At 47.2% G+C, this 15,960-nt stretch carries 13 protein-coding genes; 9 read left to right on the top strand and 4 right to left on the bottom strand.

The genetic code is table 11. The features are described from left to right. Positions 1-79 precede the first annotated feature (79 nt). Genes glyQ through S2091_RS06820 form a run of 5 tightly spaced genes read left to right on the top strand, consistent with a single transcriptional unit; the run spans position 80 to position 5,314 of the window. Positions 80-997 carry a glycine--tRNA ligase subunit alpha gene (glyQ, locus tag S2091_RS06840; protein WP_105531058.1) on the top strand — a complete coding sequence of 306 codons (918 nt, stop codon included), beginning with the start codon at positions 80-82 and terminating at the stop codon, positions 995-997. 18 nt (positions 998-1,015) lie between these two features. Beyond that, positions 1,016-3,100 carry a glycine--tRNA ligase subunit beta gene (glyS, locus tag S2091_RS06835; RefSeq protein ID WP_105531057.1) on the top strand — a complete coding sequence of 695 codons (2,085 nt, stop codon included), beginning with the start codon at positions 1,016-1,018 and terminating at the stop codon, positions 3,098-3,100. Positions 3,101-3,125: 25 nt separating this feature from the next. Continuing rightward, entirely contained in the window at positions 3,126-3,680 is a 555-nt protein-coding gene (gmhB, locus tag S2091_RS06830) for a D-glycero-beta-D-manno-heptose 1,7-bisphosphate 7-phosphatase (protein ID WP_105531056.1), read from the top strand. A 38-nt stretch (positions 3,681-3,718) separates the two neighbouring features. Continuing rightward, the gene (locus tag S2091_RS06825) at positions 3,719-4,456 is read left to right on the top strand and encodes a lysophospholipid acyltransferase family protein (protein WP_105531055.1); all 738 of its coding nucleotides are present in this window, start codon (positions 3,719-3,721) and stop codon (positions 4,454-4,456) included. Between the two features lie 12 nt (positions 4,457-4,468). Continuing rightward, positions 4,469-5,314 (top strand): M48 family metallopeptidase, encoded by an 846-nt coding sequence (locus S2091_RS06820; RefSeq protein WP_105531054.1) that lies wholly within the window; start codon positions 4,469-4,471, stop codon positions 5,312-5,314. Positions 5,315-5,367: 53 nt separating this feature from the next. Here S2091_RS06820 and rsmA read toward each other — a convergent pair whose 3' ends face one another. The 4 genes from rsmA to S2091_RS06800 all read right to left on the bottom strand — a co-directional run bounded on the left by rsmA (position 5,368) and on the right by S2091_RS06800 (position 11,052). Beyond that, positions 5,368-6,144 carry a 16S rRNA (adenine(1518)-N(6)/adenine(1519)-N(6))-dimethyltransferase RsmA gene (rsmA, locus tag S2091_RS06815; RefSeq protein WP_105531053.1) on the bottom strand — a complete coding sequence of 259 codons (777 nt, stop codon included), beginning with the start codon at positions 6,142-6,144 and terminating at the stop codon, positions 5,368-5,370. Between the two features lie 24 nt (positions 6,145-6,168). After that, the gene (pdxA, locus tag S2091_RS06810) at positions 6,169-7,200 is read right to left on the bottom strand and encodes a 4-hydroxythreonine-4-phosphate dehydrogenase PdxA (RefSeq protein ID WP_105531052.1); all 1,032 of its coding nucleotides are present in this window, start codon (positions 7,198-7,200) and stop codon (positions 6,169-6,171) included. A gap of 12 nt (positions 7,201-7,212) precedes the next feature. Beyond that, positions 7,213-8,547: a peptidylprolyl isomerase gene (locus S2091_RS06805; RefSeq protein ID WP_105531051.1), complete on the bottom strand. Its 1,335-nt coding sequence runs from the start codon at positions 8,545-8,547 to the stop codon at positions 7,213-7,215. A 99-nt stretch (positions 8,548-8,646) separates the two neighbouring features. Next, positions 8,647-11,052, bottom strand: a complete 2,406-nt coding sequence (locus S2091_RS06800; protein WP_243405337.1) for an LPS-assembly protein LptD — start codon at positions 11,050-11,052, stop codon at positions 8,647-8,649. Positions 11,053-11,148: 96 nt separating this feature from the next. Here S2091_RS06800 and S2091_RS06795 point away from each other — a divergent pair, with 96 nt between their 5' ends. The 4 genes from S2091_RS06795 to S2091_RS06780 all read left to right on the top strand — a co-directional run bounded on the left by S2091_RS06795 (position 11,149) and on the right by S2091_RS06780 (position 15,811). After that, positions 11,149-12,204, top strand: coding sequence for an aminoglycoside phosphotransferase family protein (locus S2091_RS06795; protein ID WP_105531049.1), 1,056 nt, complete (start codon positions 11,149-11,151; stop codon positions 12,202-12,204). Further along, positions 12,204-12,932, top strand: a complete 729-nt coding sequence (gene murU, locus S2091_RS06790) for an N-acetylmuramate alpha-1-phosphate uridylyltransferase MurU (RefSeq protein WP_105531048.1) — start codon at positions 12,204-12,206, stop codon at positions 12,930-12,932. The genes S2091_RS06795 and murU overlap by 1 nt, the downstream gene beginning before the upstream one ends. A 10-nt stretch (positions 12,933-12,942) precedes the next feature. Then, positions 12,943-14,295, top strand: a complete 1,353-nt coding sequence (locus S2091_RS06785; RefSeq protein ID WP_105531047.1) for an aminopeptidase P N-terminal domain-containing protein — start codon at positions 12,943-12,945, stop codon at positions 14,293-14,295. A gap of 373 nt (positions 14,296-14,668) precedes the next feature. Then, positions 14,669-15,811, top strand: coding sequence for an FAD-dependent monooxygenase (locus S2091_RS06780; protein WP_105531046.1), 1,143 nt, complete (start codon positions 14,669-14,671; stop codon positions 15,809-15,811). Positions 15,812-15,960 lie beyond the last annotated feature (149 nt).

The following is a 15,960-nucleotide window of genomic DNA, read 5'->3' as shown; positions in this document are numbered from 1 at the left end:
CTGGACAAGCTAAAACCCGTTAAAATTGGCGGTTCGGAATTTCACCCAGCACTTTATTTGTTACATAAAAATACACACCATGCTCACATTTCAACAAATTATTCTGACTTTACAAGACTACTGGAACAAGCAAGGCTGTGCGTTGTTGCAGCCGCTTGATTTAGAAGTTGGCGCAGGCACTTCACATCCGGCGACATTTTTACGTGCGATCGGCCCAGAGCCTTGGCGCGCGGCCTATGTGCAGCCTTCCCGTCGCCCTAAAGATGGACGCTATGGTGAAAACCCAAACCGACTCCAGCATTACTACCAATACCAAGTTGTGCTGAAACCTGCCCCGGAAAATATTCTGGATTTGTATTTAGGCTCGCTTGCTGCGGTAGGTTTAGATTTACAGCAAAACGATGTGCGTTTTGTGGAAGATGACTGGGAAAACCCGACCTTGGGCGCATGGGGCCTCGGTTGGGAAGTTTGGCTAAACGGCATGGAAGTCACGCAATTTACTTACTTCCAGCAAGTGGGCGGACTCGATTGCAAACCGGTATTGGGCGAAATTACTTACGGTATTGAGCGTTTGGCGATGTATTTGCAAGGCGTCGAAAATGTTTACGATCTGGTCTGGACCGAATGGGAAGAAAACGGTGTCACCAAGCGCTTAACTTACGGTGACGTTTATCATCAAAATGAAGTGGAGCAATCTACCTTCAACTTTGAACATTCCAACACCGAATTCCTGTTTTCGTTATTCACCAATTACGAAACTGAAGCAAAGCGCATGTTAGAAGTGCCGCTCGCTTTACCGGCGTATGAACTGGTGCTCAAAGCCGCACACACCTTTAACTTACTGGATGCCCGCGGCGCGATTTCAGTCACTGAGCGTGCTGCCTATATGGGACGGATACGCAATTTATCGCGCACTGTGGCCACGGCTTATTACAACTCGCGTGAAGCACTTGGCTTCCCTATGCTCAGTCAGTCATCCAGTCAATCAGCCACCTAATTAAAATAACGACACGCCATGAATCAAATATTATTAGTTGAATTATTCACTGAAGAATTGCCGCCTAAAGCACTCCTTAAATTAGGTGAAGCTTTTGCTGCCGGCATCGTCAACAGCTTAAAATCGCGTGATTTTTTAGAGGCTGATTCCATCGCCACCAGCTACGCCACGCCACGCCGTTTAGCTGTTTCCATCACTAAAGTACGCGCCACATCGCCAGACCAGCAATGCCGTGAAAAAGTATTACCAGTTTCCGTCGCATTAGATGCTAATGGCAATGCTTCCGCACCGCTGTTAAAAAAACTCGCCGCAATGGGTTTTGCCGATGTGCAGATCAGCCAGTTAGAACGCGCGCCGGATGGTAAAGCCGAGAGTTTCTTTTACAGCCATACAGCACCCGGTTTAACGTTACAAACAGGTTTGCAAAGCGCGCTGGAAGAAAGTATTGCTAAGTTGCCGGTACCAAAACTCATGACCTACCAGCGACCGGACGGCACAGTTGTGCAATTTGCCCGTCCAGTGCATCGTCTGGTTGCGTTGCATGGTGAACAAGTAGTTGATGTCACGTTGTTTGGACTAAACTCTGGCCGTACTACGCAAGGCCATCGCTTTTTATCTGAAGGTAATATCACTTTAGCGCACGCCGACAATTACGCAGATGACTTGCTCAACAAGGGTAAAGTTATCGCCAGTTTTGATCAGCGTAAAGAAAAAATCCGCGCTGAATTATTGGCTCAGGCTGGTGCAGACCAAGTGCTCATGCCGGAATCATTGCTAGATGAAGTGAACGCCTTGGTGGAATGGCCAGTGGTTTACAACTGCCATTTTGAAGAAAAATTCTTAAGCGTGCCGCAAGAATGTTTAATTCTGACCATGCAAACCAATCAAAAATATTTTGCATTGACGGATGCTGCGGGCAAATTACGTCCACGCTTTTTGATCGTATCCAATATCGCGACCGACACGCCACAGCAAATTATTCGCGGTAACGAAACCGTGGTGCGTCCTCGTTTATCCGACGCTAAATTTTTCTTTGAACAAGACCAGAAAAAAACCTTGGCGGAACGTGCATCCGGTTTAGCCAATGTGATCTACCATAATAAATTAGGCAACCAGGCACAACGCGTAGAGCGCGTGCAAGCCTTAGCTGCCTATATCGCCACCCAGTTAAGCGCCGATGTAACCTTAGCCAAACGCGCCGCGCAATTAGCCAAAGCCGATTTACTGACCGATATGGTCGGTGAATTCCCTGAGCTGCAAGGCATTATGGGCAGTTATTACGCACGTATAGACGGCGAAGACGCGCAAGTTGCCTTGGCGATGACGGAACATTATCAGCCGCGTTTTGCTGGTGATGAACTACCGTCTTCGGTTACCGGCACCATCCTGGCCTTAGCCGACAAATTGGAAACTTTGGTTGGCATTTGGGGTATCGGCCTGCAACCAACCGGCGACCGTGATCCGTTTGCCTTACGCCGTCATGCGCTAGGTGTATTGCGCATGCTGATTGAAAAACAATTACCGCTGACCTTGTCTGGTTTGCTGGAACAGGCAGTGGCTTTATTTGCAGACAACCCAGCATTTACCGATCCAAGCGTGGCGCTCACCAGTTTTATTTATGACCGTTTGCGCGGTATTTTAAAAGAGCGTGGATTTAGCCCGGCTGAAGTAGAAGCCGTGGTTGCACCACAGCCGGATTTGCTCGCCAATATTATGTTGCGCCTGACTGCAGTGCAAAGTTTTGCGGCTCTGCCAGAATCAGCCGCCTTAGCCGCTGCGAATAAACGCATCACGAATATTTTGAAAAAAACCGAGCAGGTTTCGTTCCAAGTGCAAACTTCGTTACTGCAAGAAGATGCCGAGCGCGCCTTATTTCAAGCGACCGAAGATGTTTCGATTAAAGTGCAAAACGCCTTTGCCGCCGGTGACTTTAACAATGCCTTGCAAATTCTGGCCACCATCCGTCCGCAAGTCGACGCATTCTTTAACGATGTGATGGTGATGGCTGAAGACCCAGCTTTGCGTGCCAACCGTATTGCGCTACTTGCGATGCTGCACGCGATACTGAACCAGGTTGCCGACATTTCTAAATTAGCAGCTTAAAAAGCTACATAACACCGCAAATAAAATGGCCCAAACTAAACTCATTATTCTGGATCGTGATGGCGTTATTAACCATGATTCCGATGAATTCATCAAATCACCGCAAGAATGGCGCCCGATTGACGGTTCGATGGAAGCCATTGCGCAATTGAATCAGGCTGGCTACAAAGTTGTGGTGGCGACCAATCAATCTGGTATTTCCAGAAAATTATTTGATATGGAAACCCTGAATGCGATACACCACAAAATGCATACAGCGGCACAACATGCCGGCGCCACAATTGATGCCGTATTCTTTTGCCCGCATGCTGCCGACTTTAATTGCGACTGCCGCAAACCCAAGCCTGGCATGATCCGTGAAATTGCCAACCGCTATGACATTGAATTAAAAGGCGTACCAATAGTGGGCGATTCTTTGCGTGACTTGCAGGCCGGTTTTATCGTTGGCTGCGCACCGCATTTGGTATTAACAGGCAAAGGCGAAAAAACTCTGGCCGCTGGCGGTTTGCCACCGGGCGCTAAAGTTCACCTTAATTTATCCACGATGGTGGAACATTTATTGTTGAATGAGTTAGTTTAATTTACCCCATAATAATCAATACAATATTTGGAGATAAGATGCATCGTTTTACCTTGTTCTTGCGTTCCTTAGTATTCACCGTTCTGGTAGCTTTGCTCACCATCGTCTGGGCGTTTGTTTGCATGCTGGTGGCACCGCTTCCGTATAACCAGCGCTACTGGGTAACCGCACGCTGGAATGTAACGGTAATCTGGATGGGCAAAGTTATTTGCGGCATGCGCTATCAGGTTATCGGAGAAGAAAATTTACCTGACGCACCGGTTATTTTGCTCTCCAAACATCAATCCGCCTGGGAAACCATATTCTATTTAATGTACATGCCACGTCCGCTGGTTTTCGTATTCAAAAAAGAACTGCATTACATTCCGTTTTTCGGCTGGGGCCTGGCGTTGTTGCGCATGATCCCGATTGATCGCAGCAAAGGCAAAGACGCTTTCGCCCACGTTGTTATTCAGGGTCGCAAGCGTTTGGCAAATGGTCAATGGATTATTATGTTCCCTGAAGGGACCCGTATTCCTGTTGGGCAAAAGGGTTTTTATAAAGGCGGCGGAGCGCGTTTGGCGGTAGAAACTAACGCCTTGGTCGTACCGCTTGCGATGAATTCCGGCGATTGCTGGCCTAAAAATTCCTTCGTCAAAAAACCGGGCTTAATTACCGTTTCAATTGGCAAACCGATTTCGCCTGAAGGTAAAACTTCGGTGGAACTGATGCAAGAAGTGGAAGCCTGGGTTGAAGCTGAAATGCGGGTTATTTCACCGCAAAATTATCAGGCATAGAAAGGATCTGGCGTGGCAGGTAGCTCATTTTCTCCCTTATCCGCATTGGCGAAATTTGTGCAATTCGATTTATTCGAACCGCTTGCGCGCAACCTGATTGAAGTCGCACCGCAAGCTGAATTGCCCAAAGTGCTGGAGTTGCATCCGCATGGCGTGCAACTCGGCACGCATTATGTACCCTATCAATTAATCCGCTCCAAACGACGTAGTATCGGTTTTTTAATCACCGATGAAGGTTTGCGTATTACCGCCCCGCGCTGGGTTGGGCTGGCAGAAATTAACGCTGCCATCCTCAGTAAACAACGCTGGGTTCTGACTAAACTACAAGAACAACAAGACCGCCCAAAACCGCAAACGGAAGTAGAAACCATTTGGACCGATGGCGCAACGCTGCCATTTTTAGGCCAAACCGCCACCTTGCGCGTGCAGTTTGGCGCAGCCACTCAATTTGATAGCGCAACAGGTTTAATTACCTTAAATTTGCCGTCTGATGCCAATCCTGCTCAATGTAAAAAGCATTTACTGGCCTGGCTAACCAGCCAGGCACGGCGTAAATTTAGCGAGCGCCTGCCATATTTTGCGGAGCAGCTGTGTGTGCAATATCACTCGTTTACGCTCACATCCGCCAACACGCGCTGGGGTTCGTGCAACTCCCAAGGAAAAATTCGCCTAAACTGGCGTTTAATCCATTTCTCGCCACATTTGATTGATTACGTGATCGCGCATGAATTGGCGCATTTGCATGAAATGAACCACAGCCCACGTTTTTGGGCCACGGTGGAACGGGTTTTTCCGGATTATGTAGCGGCGAGAGAGGAATTGAAGCATTTGGGCATGAAGGCATTGCCGCAATTTTAGCTTTTCAAATTAACCTGGGCACGATGAACCTGTGCCCACACTGCAGTCTAAATTCAGCTAGATTTCAATAAGTTAGCCAACGCAACATACTGTTCCAACCCAACCGCTTCTGGCCGCAAGGTCGGATCAATTCCCGCTTGCAGCAACTGCGCTTCGGTAAACATTCCAGCCACACAATTTTTAATCACTTTGCGGCGTTGCGAAAATGCTTTAGTTACGGTGGTTTGCAGATGTTTAATATCGCAAGCTAGCGGCGCGGTTTTCGGGATCATGCGTACAATCGCTGAATCTACTTTAGGCGGCGGATCAAAAGCGGTCGGCGGTACGATGAACATTAACTGCATGTGATAACGCCATTGCAGCATGACCGATAAGCGACCAAATGCTTTGCTACCGGGCTCGGCCACCATCCGTTCAACCACTTCTTTTTGCAGCATAAAATGCTGGTCTTGTACTAGCGGCGCGATTTCAGCCAGATGAAATAACAAGGGGCTTGAAATGTTGTACGGTAAATTGCCGACTACGCGCAGTTTTTGTCCTTCTGCCACAGGTATTTTGCTGAAATCAAATTTAAGCGCATCGCCGGCGTGGACTTGCAGCTTGGCGGGATCAAATTCCTTTTGCAAGCGCGTCACTAAGTCTCGATCCAATTCGACTACGTGCAAGAACGAAACGCCTTTCAGCAGCAGTCGCGTCATCGCGGCCAAACCGGGGCCAATTTCTACCATGCTGTCGTTAGGTTGTGGATCGATGGTGCGGATGATCTCGTTTAACACGCTGACATCTGTTAAGAAATTCTGACCAAAGCGTTTGCGGGGTATATGTTTCATAATTTTTATAGTTGCTTCATTTTTTTACTTCGTTATTGATTTTGTCTTGGTCATTGCTACTGCCACGTCAATGGCTTCCAGCATGCTTCCCAAATCGGCGTGCCCAACTCCACGCGCAGCAAGGTCTAGCGCGGTACCGTGATCTACCGAAGTACGTATCATCGGCAAACCCAGCGTAATATTCACGCCCATTCCAAAACTGGCATATTTCAGTACCGGCAAACCCTGATCGTGGTACATCGCTAAAACGCAATCGGCTTGTTCTAAATATTTTTCCTGAAACAGCGTATCAGCCGGGTAAGGGCCGCGCACATCAATCTGACGCGCTTGAGCGGCAACAATTGCTGGCGCGATAATGTCGATTTCTTCGCACCCCAAATAGCCATTTTCTCCGGCGTGCGGATTTAATCCCGCCACTAAAATCACCGGTTGCTGAATGCCAAATTTGCTTTGTAAATCAGCGTGAATAATATCGATGATTTGCGTTAGTTCATTGAAGTTAATCGCATCGGCCACTGCCCGCAAGGGCAAATGCGTCGTTGCCAATGCCACCCGCAAAGCCCTATTTTGCGTATGTGTTTTTGAACAGGCCAACATCATCACCACTTTTTTAATGTGTGTCTGTTCGGCCAAATATTCGGTATGCCCAGAAAATGGCATGCCGGCATCGTTGATAGTGGACTTTTGCAATGGTGCGGTAACGATGGCATCAAACTGCCCTTGCATCGCTCCGGCAATCGCCAAATCCAACGTTGCCAGTACCGCTAAACCATTACGCGCATCTAATGTTCCGGGAATGACTGAGACAGCTAACGGGCTATGTAGCACCGTTAATGCAGTATCAGTGTGCGAATTTCTTTTTGAAATTTGAGAAAGATCGGCAATCGAATCAAGCACCATTGCCGGATCTATTTGACGCGCTAATACGCGCAAAAAATCAATATCACCAATTAACACCGAATGACATTCCGAGCGCTTTTGCCACGCCGCCCGTAAGGAAATTTCAGGCCCTATGCCAGCCGGTTCACCAACTGTTATTGCTAGCGTAGGGATCATATCAACTTAGAATTATTTATCGTCAGCGCGAATTTCCACATAAGCACGATCACGCAATTGACGCACCCAGTCCAAACTTGCCTCATCCAATTTACGCGCATGTATCACCTGACGCGCCAACAAACGCTGACGCTCCGGAGAAACCTCATCGCTCTTACGCCCCAGGAGTTGCAACAAGTGCATACCATTGGCAGACTCCACCGGGTCACTGATCTGACCATCTTTTAAGCCATTAATTACCGGATCAAACTCAGGTACGTCACCTGGATACAACCAGCCTAAATCACCACCTTTGGAGGCAGAAGAATCATTAGAAAACTGTTGTGCTAAATCCTCAAATTTAGCGCCATTATTTTCTAAGCGCTGTTTGAATTCTTCCAATTTATGAATAGCCTGCTCTTTAGTGACTGTCGGTGTAATTTTGATCAAAATATGGCGTACATGTGCTTGCGCAATTCCTTCAGCATTTTTATCTACTGTGCGTCGTCCAGTTACTTTTAGAATATGAAATCCATTTGCGCTTTTAATCAAATTAGTTGATTGACCCTCTTTTAAGTTAGCAATGGCATCAATAAACACTTGCGGATAACGATCTTGTTCACGCCAGCCTAAAGAACCGCCTTTTAAGCCTTCCGCTGAATCGGAATAGGTTGCGGCTAATTTACTAAAATCGCCACCTGATTTAACTTGTTGCAAAACAGTTTCAGCACGAGCCCGCAATTTGCCCAACATTTCCGGCGTTGCATTTTCTGGAATACGAATCAAAATATGGGAAAGCTCTACTTCTTGATTTTTTTGCGTATCGGCTTTTTGAGCAGCTAAATAATTGTCGATTTCAGATTCGGACACTTGCACCTTACTATCGACTTCACGTTCACGTACTCGTTGTAGCAAAATATCATCGCGTACGCCCTCTCTAAATTGCGCGTAGGAAGTACCTTCTTTTTCCACTTGATTGCGGAAATTTTGCAAGGTCATTTTATTTTGTTCGGCCATCCGCAACATTGCGCGGTCCAGCATAATGTCATCGACCCGCAAACCGTTATCGTGTGCCAATTGCAGTTGAGCGCGGTCAACAATCATTCGTTCAACGACTTGTTTTTGCAATTCAGCATGCGACGGCAATGCCACGCCCTGCGCTTTTAAGCGCTGTTCAATCATACGAATACGATCTTGCAATTCTTGCTTGGTAATTACTTCGTCATTTACCACAACCGCAACCCCATTCACCACAACGGAAGGCAATTGATCATTAGGTGTAGTAATAGTGGTGCTTAGTTTTTCCTGCGCAAATACGCTGGTTTGCGCCAGAGCACATAATGCGGCAATTAATATGATGCGTTTCATAAGCTGGACTTTGGTATATTGATTAATTCAAGAATAAAAAAAGTGACACATAATAGCAAACTAAGGTAAAGCTACGACAAACGCTCTCAAATATAAGCGTTAAAAATTGTTTTGCTGATAACCCGGTTGAGTAGTTGGCTGATTAATTGGCTGATAGCCCGGAATACTACGCTTAAGCGCTTGTAACGGATTAGTACCAATTTTGGACAAACCGTTTAACTCTAACTGAAAAAACAGCGATGTTGTCGAGCTTGAGGTAATTTCAGCCACCGTAGATGGAACCAGATAACGTTGTGCTACAGCGCGGAATATCCAGCAGTCCTGTTTGTATTCAAAACCAATTAGCCCATCCAGAATGCGTCGGTCTTGTATCGAGTAATTCGCTCTGGCCACACCATACCAACGCGGTGCTAATGGCCACTGTGCCGACACGTCAATCTGCTTCATCCCTTCGGGATCAACTTCACTAATATTTTGAAATCGATATTCGGCATTTATTACCTGCATCGGTGCTGGCTGCCATTTAAAACCATAGGTCAGCTGTGCAGTAGATTGCTGACTTTGACTATATTGCCACAGTGCATCTGTCGTCAGAGTGTTGGTGAGTTTACCGCTTGCGGCAAAGATCAAATCTGATCTGCTAGGCAAAGAAGAATGGGTTGTAGTAATCGAGTTGTTTCCTTCAATTATAGTAGTACTGTAAAAGGGGGTTATGGTATCTGTCACTAACGGCTGTGAAAAACTAAGACGTTGCGCTATGGCAAACCGCATCCGTTCCTGACCATCCATTTCAATCGCGCGGGTAATTAATGCCGCAGTAAGTTGATTCGCATCACCAACCCGATCTTGTCCAGAAAACCGATTTTCGGTGAAAATCTGAGCAAAATTAATGTCAGCTATACCTGTATCAAATATAGGAACATTGGTCTGATCACGATATGGCGTATTAACATAAAACAAACGCGGCTCTAGGGTTTGAGTTAAATCACGTCCAAACAGATTGGCCTCACGCTCAAAATATAAACCGCTATCCAGTGAAAAGGTCGGCACCGATAACACAGGATCAGACGAATTGCTACTTGTAGCCAAAGTCTCTCCTAAACGATATTCACTTAAGTGATAACTAAATTTAGGGGTAATAAAGTAATAAGTGCCGGTGATTGGATATGAAATTTGCGGCTGCACTACAAATCGCTCACTATCCTCTCCAGTTGAACTACGAAAATTGGTATATTGCGTATCAATTGACCAATCAAAACCGCCAAAATCATTAATTTTGCCTGCATGGGCTAGCAATTGCGGCATAATTTGATAAGGCTTTTGAATTTGATCCGTAAGGGGAACATCTGCAATTTGTAAAACCTGATAATTTAACATCGTTAAGCCGACATTCCAAAATGACTGGCCGTATCCCAAAGTGAACATTTGTGGCAATAAATGTTGCGAACTCTGAGTAATTGAGTGGGAATAGTCAATCGCGTAATTATCGTCAGAAGCGCGGTTGTAATTCAAACTCATCGTCAAACCCGGCAGCAGTGTTTGATTGTGGAGATAACTTATTGAATAACGTGTGTCATTATTATCTGCCGCATCTTGCGGTGTAATTTCAGCATGTAGAAGACCACTATAAGTTGAATCTAAATAACGAAATTCTCCGCCCAATTGCTCACCGCGTTTAGAGATGTAGTTGGGAAATATTGTTGCATCACGATTAGGCGCAATATCAAAATAATACGGAACCGTTAACTCTGCGCCACCGGTTGTCGTTGAAGAAAATTCAGGCGGCAGCACCCCAGAACGACGTGCATCTGAGATCGGGAAAGACATCCAAGGTGAGCCTAGAATAGGTACATCTTTAAAAAACACCACACCATTGGTTGCAACACCTTCATCACGCCCGGTATCTAAATCCAAACGGGAAGAACGTAAATACCAGTCCGGTTTGGTGCCCTCACAGGTTGTATACACTCCCTGCTCAACGACGGATTGGTCTTTATCTATAAAATCCATCCGGGTTGCAAAACCACGAGCATTATTTTTTTCCAATTGATACACAGGATTGGTCAAATAACCTGAGCCAGTGTCCATCTGCATTTGAAACGTATCGCCACTATAACAATCTTTATTTCTTAACATCTGCACATTGCCATGCGCCATGACCAGATCTTCTATCGCATGGTATTCGGCAGTATCCGCATTGAGGGTCGATGGTCCGCGGACTATTTCGACTTGCCCGTCAAAATTTAAAATTCGATCAGGACGACCAGTCATTTGCTCGGCACGTGCCGTGATTTTATTAGAATCTTCAGGACGTTGAGCTACAGCTTCCGTATCAACCGGAGCACTGCTCACGTCTGTGACGTCAGTTGACGTGGCAGCGGCAGTAGCGATGTCTCCAGCATAAAGTGGTGTTGAGAACGTCGCCAACACTGCCAAACTCATTTTACTAAGCATGGACGGCGACAAATGAGATAATAGGGGATTACGACGCATTAAATGAAGCATGTCTACGCTAGGCTGTTTTTAAAAAAATAAGTCCCCTATTATAGGGGAACTCGGTGCGTTTCCTTGCAACTTCAACAGAATTATACAAATTGCACAATGACTTCCTCTAAAAATAAGCAAATTACCAGCCCAGCCACCACCAATTCAGACCCAAGATTGGCGTTATTAGTTGACTGGATAGCCACTCTTTCTGAGTTTCCACTATTGACAACAACGATGCGCCCGGCTTCTACGGATGCCAGTTTCAGGCGTTATTTCCGCATTAATGACGCCTTAGGCAAAAGTTATATCTTGATGGATGCGCCGCCGCCACAAGAAGATGTCCGACCTTTTATCCACATTGCGCAACTGTTTGGTGACACAGGAGTAACCGTTCCGCACATTTTAGCCAGCCATCCTGAGCATGGTTTTTTGCTGTTGAGCGATCTGGGCACAGTGATGTATTCCCACTTGCTGAACCAGGACACGGCACAAAAATTATACATGGATGCAATTGATAGCTTAGTGCAAATTCAGCTACATAGTCAGCCCGAGGTATTGCCTGAATACGACCGTGCTATGCAACTTAAGGAGCTGATGCTATTCCCTGAATGGTATATCGGCAAACATCTGGGCGCCACTTTAACGCCAACACAACAAGCCAGCTTGGATAAGGTATTTGAACAAATTTTAGCCAACACGATGGCACAGCCGCAAGTCTATGTGCATCGTGATTACCATTCACGTAACTTGATGGTAATGAAAGAAGGTAATCCCGGCGTGTTAGATTTTCAGGGCGCGCTATACGGCCCGATTACTTACGACATCGTATCGCTGTTGCGTGACGCCTATATTGAATGGGATGAAGAGCAAGTATTAGATTGGGCAATCCGCTACTGGGAACGCGCCCGTCACGCTGGCCTACCAATCAGCACCGACATTGATAGCTTTTATCGTGATTTTGAATTTATGGGCTTGCAACGTCATTTAAAAATCCTTGGTATTTTCAGCCGCCTGGCTTATCGCGATGGCAAAGATAACTACCTGGCTGATTTACCGCTAGTGTTGTCGTATGTCCGCAAAACAGCGCAACGCTATAACACCTTAATTCCACTACTCCGAATATTGGATGAATTAGCCGATACCGCACCGCAAGTTGGTTACACATTCTAATGAAAGCCATATTACTAGCCGCAGGACGCGGCGTGCGCATGATGCCGCTGACTGAACATTGTCCGAAGCCGCTTCTGAAAGTGCGTGGCAGACCATTAATCGTCTGGCACATTTTAAATTTAGTCAAAGCCGGCATTAGCGAGATTGTGATTAACCATGCCTATTTAGGCGACATGATAGAAAAAACCCTAGGCGATGGCAGTCAATTCGGCGCTCAAATCAGCTATTCGCCGGAAACCACCGCGCTAGAAACCGCCGGCGGGATTGCCAATGCACTACACCTATTAGGCGACCAACCCTTTGTTGCGGTAGCTGCCGATATTTACTGCCCGCACTTTGACTTTTCCGAATGTCTGAACACGCTGGAAGATAACGACATGTGGGGCAATCCGCATCCTATCGACAAACGCGATATTGCCTGGCTTTACATGGTAAAAAATCCGCGGCATCATCCAAACGGGGACTTTGCAGTGAACCTATTGGGGTTGTCGAATGAAGGCGAACCACGCGCCACTTTTTCAGGCATAGGCGTATATCGCCCGGAAATGTTTGCCTCGATTGAGCCTGGCACATCGGCTAAATTAGTCAGCCTATTCCGTGACTATGCTGACCGCGGCCAACTTGGAGGCGAAGTCGTTCACTGCGCATGGACTGACGTTGGCACACCGGAACGGCTGGCCGAATTGAACACCCCACTAACATCATCAAGCATGACGCTTCCATCATAAGAAACCCAGAATGAATTCCACATTTAAATCTTACCTTGATCGTCGTGCCAGCTTACTCGCTCAGATGCAAGCCCAAGGCGGCGGAGTAGCCATTCTCGCCACGGCACCGGAAATGACCCGCAATAGCGATTGTTTTTTTCCGTTTCGGCATGACAGTTATTTTTATTATTTAACCGGCTTCACCGAACCGGAAGCGGTAGTAGTTTTAGTAGCAGGAAAAACCCAACAAAGTATTTTATTCTGCAGAGAAAAAAATCTTGAACGTGAAATCTGGGATGGCTTTCGCTACGGCCCGCAAGCGGCACAAGCACATTTTGGTTTTGACGCAGCGTATCCAATTGAAGAACTGGAACAGCAATTAGCCAATTTATTAGCTGACGCGCCTACCATTTTCCACACTCAAGGCTACAACAACCAGTTAGATACACAACTGCAACGCAGCATCAATACCGTGCGAGGTCGCGCCAGAAGCGGCGTGTTAGCGCCACAAAAAAGTACCGACCTGCATGCACTATTAAACGAAATGCGGCTAATCAAAGACGCCAGCGAAATCGCCTTAATGCAGCGCGCCGCCAGCATTTCTGCCGTTGCGCATCAACGCGCCATGCAGATCACCCTACCCGGTTTATTTGAATATGAATTAGAAGCCGAACTGCTGCACGAATTCCGTCGTCAAGGCTCCCAGTCACCAGCCTACGGTTCCATCGTCGCCACTGGTGCGAACGCCTGCGTTTTACATTACAGCGCCAACAACGCAAAAATCACCGACGGCGATTTAATTTTAATTGATGCCGGCTGCGAATTCGACAGCTACGCATCCGACGTAACCCGCACCTTTCCCGCCAACGGAAAATTCAACGCGCCACAAAAAACCTTATACGAACTAGTCCTAGCCGCCCAATCCGCAGCCCTAGCCCACGCCAAAATCGGCGCACGCTATATCGACGGCCACAACGCTGCTATTCAAGTGCTAACCCAAGGCATGCTAGACACCGGTTTATTAGACAAAAATAAAGTCGGCTCGCTAGAAGACGCGATCAGCAGCAACGCCTACCGCCAGTTCTACATGCACGGCACCGGCCACTGGATAGGCATGGACGTACACGACGTCGGCAACTACCGCGTAACCACAGCCCAAAACGGAACCGAAGAAAAACCCTACCGCCAATTACAAGCAGGCATGGCTATCACCATCGAACCCGGCATCTACGTGCGTCCTGCTGAAGGCGTGCCAGAGCAATTTTGGAACATCGGAATACGCATTGAAGACGACATCATCATCACCGAAAATGGCCCTCTCAATCTAAGCCGCGATACACCTAAAACGGTGGCGGAAATTGAAGAAGTTATGCGTAGAAAGTAAACCGTGCTGGTTGAGGTTTTAGGTTTTGACCTTGAAGTTGTTGTTGAAGTTGCTTTTGACTTACCGCCACTTCTAGTTCGGCCGGTTTTTCTAAGGAAAAAAGGATCAGAAAGGTTCGCTGTCTGAGCGCAGCGAGTTTCGAACTTTTCCCTTTTTTTCTTAGAAAAATCGGGGTTTCCGAAATAGCGTGGTCGCCTTTTTTGGGTTACCTTTTTTGGCGACGCAAAAAAGGTAACTGGCTGTCGCCCCCCCCGACCCCATGCCTTAAATTTACTAAAATAGTTAATTTAAGACCGACTGGATTCCCGCCTACGCGAGAATGACGACTCAATGAATTACTGTAAATCAGAGATTGAATCACGATCAAACTAAAATGATGCCAAAATTCGACATAGCCATATGCGGCGCAGGCCCAGTAGGCCAAACCCTCGCCCTACTACTAATAAAGCGCGGTATCCCCGCATCAAACCTAGTATTAATCGACGCCAAAACCCAAGAACAAGCCGCAGCAGATCAACGCACAATTGCCCTCTCCTACGGCAGCCAGCAAATCCTGCAAGCAGCCTCAGCCTGGCCCATCAAAGCCACAGAAATACATCAAATCCACGTATCCAGACGCGGGCACTTTGGCCGCACCGTCATCGACTGCAAAGACCAAAAAGTCCCCGCATTAGGCTATGTAGCCCGCTACGCCAACATCCTCCAGCCACTGACAACCGCTCTAAATCAACATCCTGAACTCACATTTTTACGCCCAGCCAAAGTCAGCACAATCACGCAAACAGAAAACCACGCACAAATCATTTTAGAAGATCAACGGATAATCGACGCCAAGATTGTAGTGCAAGCCGAAGGCGGCTTATTTGGCGAACAAGCACCGCAAATCAGACACCATGATTACCAGCAAACCGCGCTCATCGCTCACGTAACAACGAGCTCACCAATTGCTGCTCGAGCCTTTGAACGCTTCACAGAGCAAGGCCCGTTAGCACTGTTACCGCAAGAAGATGGCTACGCCTTAGTCTGGTGCGTCCGCCCAGAACACGCCGCAAGATTAATAATATTGAGTGACGCGGCGTTTTTAGCTGAATTACAAACCACTTTTGGCGAACGCCTGGGCCGCTTTATCAGCAGCAGTCCGCGCAGCGCTTTCCCGCTGGGGTTGAATGCTCAAACCAGCGCACCAACGGGACGAACCATCAGCATCGGCAACGCCGCACAAACCTTGCACCCGGTCGCCGGCCAAGGATTAAATTTAGGCTTACGCGACGCATTTCAACTCGCTCAATTTCTCAGCAAATCGACCGCGCCAACTGCGCTGCAAGATTTTTTCCAGACGCGACTAGCTGACCGCAACAGCACCATACATTTAACAGATCAAATGGCACAAGTTTTCGCTAGCGCACCCGACGGCAGCGCAAAGCAAACCTTGTTAGGCGCAGGTTTGGGCTTAATTGATTTATTCGCGCCAGCACAACATTGGCTGGCACAGCAGATGATGTTTGGACGGCGATAAACCTTCGGATTTATTTGGGGGGTGTATAGACGTGAGACATGGGTAACACCTGTATCAGGACATAGGTAACACTATTGGGCATCAAGAATGATGTCCAATCGGAGCCGCCATTATGACCTGGAATACAGCCAATACTATGGACTTACGTT

The sequence above is a fragment of the Solimicrobium silvestre genome, assembly GCF_002976435.1.
Taxonomy (GTDB): domain Bacteria; phylum Pseudomonadota; class Gammaproteobacteria; order Burkholderiales; family Burkholderiaceae_D; genus Solimicrobium; species Solimicrobium silvestre.
This window is presented reverse-complemented; position numbering and strand designations above follow the sequence as displayed.

Coding starts and splice junctions, on each gene's coding strand:
- S2091_RS06825 (WP_105531055.1), top strand. CDS start 3,719: ATGCATCGTTTTACCTTGTTCTTGCGTTCCTTAGTATTCACCGTTCTG.
- S2091_RS06805 (WP_105531051.1), bottom strand. CDS start 8,547: ATGAAACGCATCATATTAATTGCCGCATTATGTGCTCTGGCGCAAACC.
- S2091_RS06800 (WP_243405337.1), bottom strand. CDS start 11,052: ATGCTTCATTTAATGCGTCGTAATCCCCTATTATCTCATTTGTCGCCG.
- glyS (WP_105531057.1), top strand. CDS start 1,016: ATGAATCAAATATTATTAGTTGAATTATTCACTGAAGAATTGCCGCCT.
- pdxA (WP_105531052.1), bottom strand. CDS start 7,200: ATGATCCCTACGCTAGCAATAACAGTTGGTGAACCGGCTGGCATAGGG.
- S2091_RS06780 (WP_105531046.1), top strand. CDS start 14,669: ATGATGCCAAAATTCGACATAGCCATATGCGGCGCAGGCCCAGTAGGC.
- rsmA (WP_105531053.1), bottom strand. CDS start 6,144: ATGAAACATATACCCCGCAAACGCTTTGGTCAGAATTTCTTAACAGAT.
- glyQ (WP_105531058.1), top strand. CDS start 80: ATGCTCACATTTCAACAAATTATTCTGACTTTACAAGACTACTGGAAC.
- S2091_RS06785 (WP_105531047.1), top strand. CDS start 12,943: ATGAATTCCACATTTAAATCTTACCTTGATCGTCGTGCCAGCTTACTC.
- gmhB (WP_105531056.1), top strand. CDS start 3,126: ATGGCCCAAACTAAACTCATTATTCTGGATCGTGATGGCGTTATTAAC.
- S2091_RS06795 (WP_105531049.1), top strand. CDS start 11,149: ATGACTTCCTCTAAAAATAAGCAAATTACCAGCCCAGCCACCACCAAT.
- murU (WP_105531048.1), top strand. CDS start 12,204: ATGAAAGCCATATTACTAGCCGCAGGACGCGGCGTGCGCATGATGCCG.